This window comes from Candidatus Rickettsia tasmaniensis (assembly GCF_036857515.1).
Lineage (GTDB): Bacteria > Pseudomonadota > Alphaproteobacteria > Rickettsiales > Rickettsiaceae > Rickettsia > Rickettsia rickettsii.
On sequence record NZ_JAQCNX010000045.1, the window covers coordinates 1 to 3,082 of the forward strand.

Below are 3,082 nucleotides of genomic sequence, written 5' to 3' on the forward strand. Positions count from 1 at the left end.
AATCTACTAATTTAGATAAACTAGAAGTATGCATTAAGCCGAATTCTTTTGAAAGAGCTTTGTCTAATTTAATCGGTAACGCTATAAAATATGGAACTAAAATTAAGATATCCTCAAAAGATAATTCATCTACCGTAGCTATAATTATTGAGGATAACGGTCCCGGTATAGATGATACGGAAACACACCTTGTATTTAAACCGTTTTATAGATCAGATAAAGCAAGACAGCTTGATAATGCAAGTAACGTAGGACCCTATCGGCAATTGGAGTATATAATATTTTATCTTTAACAAAGAAAATATTTGTTGTAGTGCATTCAGCAATATACCCTTCATAATCAAGTAATAATGCATCATCATAGCCAAGAGCCTTAGCTTCTTTTTTACTCGTTATTGCCATATTATATTGAGCGACGGATTTAGATTGTACCGGGGTACTATCAGGCATTGCTTTACGCCAGCGGCTTACATGCAAATTTATACCTTTCTCAAAAGACCTCGGCATAGATGGAATACCGGCAATCAAAAGATTAGTAGATAAATACTGATTAGTGATATTTAGCGACTCGTCTCCGCACCAAATAAGCGGTCTTATATATGCATCCTTAATATTATTTTGTTTTATTACAAGTTCATGAGCTTTTATTATCTCGTCTACATTATAAGGTACTTTCAAACCTAATGCTTCTGCTGATTTTATTAATCTTGCCGTATGTTCTTTTAGTTTAAAAACTTTGCCGTTATAAGCTCTCTCACCCTCAAATACCGATCCTGAATAATGCAGGCTATGAGTCAAAACATGAATCCTTGCAAATTGATAAGGAACTAAATCACCGTTAATCCAAACATGCCAAAAAATTTGCTCTAGTTTTATCATTGTCATTAACCTATATTTATATTAAAGTATTGTCAATCGTCATGAGCTATACGGCCGTAGTTCTTATGTCATTCCTGCGAAAGCGGGAATCCAGTAGTATTTAACGTCATCCCGCGACTTGATCGCAGGATCTCAGAACACAGCCTGCTACATAAGATCCCGTGGTCAAGCCACGGGGTGACAATAGTGAAATACAATTTTTTTAAATTAAACGAGTATACATGCATACATACAAAGCACATATTTTAATCATTGATGATGATAGCAGAATATTAGCACTTTTAAAGCAATTTTTAAATAAAAATGCGTTTTTAGTATCAACGGCAAGCTCAGTCATAGAAGCTAAAAATCTATTAAAAACTTCTAATTATGATTTAATTATTTTAGATGTTATGTTACCTGAAATAACAGGGCTTGATTTTGCTACTACTATAAGGGATGCCGGTAATAATATTCCTATAGTTATGCTTACTGCTTTATCGGAAGCCGATGACCGTGTTAAAGGACTTGAAGCCGGTGCCTCTGATTATATAACTAAACCTTTTGAACCGAGAGAATTATTACTTCGGATAAATAACTTAATCAATAATTATAATAACTTTAAAAAAGAAGCGAATATAATTAAATTCGGCAATTATTTTTATAATTCTGATACAAAAGAATTTACCAAGAATAATCAAATTGTATCTCTTAGCTCTACTGAACAAAAATTACTTGAGATATTAATAAAAAATTCCGGTAAATCTACTAGTCGTTTTGAACTGTCAAAAATAATGGGAGGGCTTAGTATGCGTTCTATTGATGTACAAATTACAAGAATAAGAAGCAAAATAGAAGACAACCCAAAAGAGCCGAAATATTTAAAAACCGTGCGTAATGAGGGCTATACACTTTATATCTAAATTATTACAGCATATTTCAAAGAGCTTCAGACAAGATAAATTTAAAAGCGAGCCTGCACAGCGTATAAAAATACGTGAGCACAGACGAGTCTTGAAAAATTCGCTTGTATCAAGCTCTTTGAAATATGCTTTACCGAGAACATTATTTGTACGGTTTATGTTTATTATAATCATTCCGATTTTAATAGGACAAATCGTTGCTATATTTTTGTTTTACGATCGTCATTGGTATAATGTTTCATATTATACTAGTACTATTATTATCAATGAAATAGAATCATTGATTAAAGAACATAGAAATAATTCAAGAGAGATAACCCATTTATCGGAAAATTATCTTAATTTATCTTATCAGTTTCAGCTTAATAAAAAGTTATCTATAAAACAGCCTAAATTAGGTGAACCTTTAACTATATTTAAAAATATTTTAGCTACAAAAATCCATGAAAAAAATATAGTTAAACTAAATAAGGAAAATAAAATTGAAGTATTTTTAGAATTAAAAGATGGAGTATTATATATTACTTTTCCTGCAAAGTTACTACTTAATCCTACAGTATATATATTTGTTTTATGGATTATATCTTTAACTGTTATATTACTTTCTGTTTCTATTATTTTCTCCAAAAATCAAATTAAATCAATACTCACTCTTGCGGATAGCATGGATAAATTTGGTCGAGGTGTTTTAAAAGGCAAAAATTTTAAACCTTCAGGAGCCCTAGAAATAAGAAAAGCAGGGCTTGCTTTTTTAAAAATGAAAGCTCGTATTGAAAAACAAATTACTAAAAAAACCACTATGCTTGCTATGATTTCTCATGACCTTAGAACTCCTTTAACAAGAATGAAGCTACAACTTGAATTGATGGAAGAAAGCGAAGAAATCGAAGGGTTAAAACAAGATATATTAACTATGCAGCAAATGATAAATTCTTATTTAGATTTTGCTAAAGGTGAAAGTACAGAAGAATTTGAAGACATTTTATTATTACCTTGGATGGAACGTTTTTTTAACAAATGGTCACATGTAAATATTGAATTTATAAAATCTACTAATTTAGATAAACTAGAAGTATGCATTAAGCCGAATTCTTTTGAAAGAGCTTTGTCTAATTTAATCGGTAACGCTATAAAATATGGAACTAAAATTAAGATATCCTCAAAAGATAATTCATCTACCGTAGCTATAATTATTGAGGATAACGGTCCCGGTATAGATGATACGGAAACACACCTTGTATTTAAACCGTTTTATAGATCAGATAAAGCAAGACAGCTTGATAATGCAAGTAACGTAGGAC

2 protein-coding genes and 2 pseudogenes are annotated in these 3,082 nt (G+C 30.9%); 3 read left to right on the top strand and 1 reads right to left on the bottom strand.

Features of this window, described 5'->3' with window-relative positions; translation table 11 throughout:
* Positions 1-254, top strand: a pseudogene (locus O6R16_RS07595) (ATP-binding protein); the annotation flags it as partial.
* Here O6R16_RS07595 and O6R16_RS07600 read toward each other — a convergent pair.
* Positions 223-885: pseudogene (locus O6R16_RS07600) on the bottom strand (aminotransferase class IV); the annotation flags it as partial. The pseudogenes O6R16_RS07595 and O6R16_RS07600 overlap by 32 nt on opposite strands.
* A gap of 215 nt (positions 886-1,100) precedes the next feature.
* Between O6R16_RS07600 and O6R16_RS07605 the strand changes: the two are divergent.
* The gene (locus O6R16_RS07605) at positions 1,101-1,781 is read left to right on the top strand and encodes a response regulator transcription factor (protein ID WP_499680667.1); all 681 of its coding nucleotides are present in this window, start codon (positions 1,101-1,103) and stop codon (positions 1,779-1,781) included.
* Positions 1,756-3,082: palindromic element RPE3 domain-containing protein (locus O6R16_RS07610; RefSeq protein ID WP_499680668.1), on the top strand; the 1,327-nt coding region annotated here is incomplete at its 3' end. The genes O6R16_RS07605 and O6R16_RS07610, both read left to right, overlap by 26 nt.

Excerpts from the sequence above, each read along its gene's own strand:
- O6R16_RS07605 (WP_499680667.1), top strand. The coding sequence starts at position 1,101 with ATGCATACATACAAAGCACATATTTTAATCATTGATGATGATAGCAGA.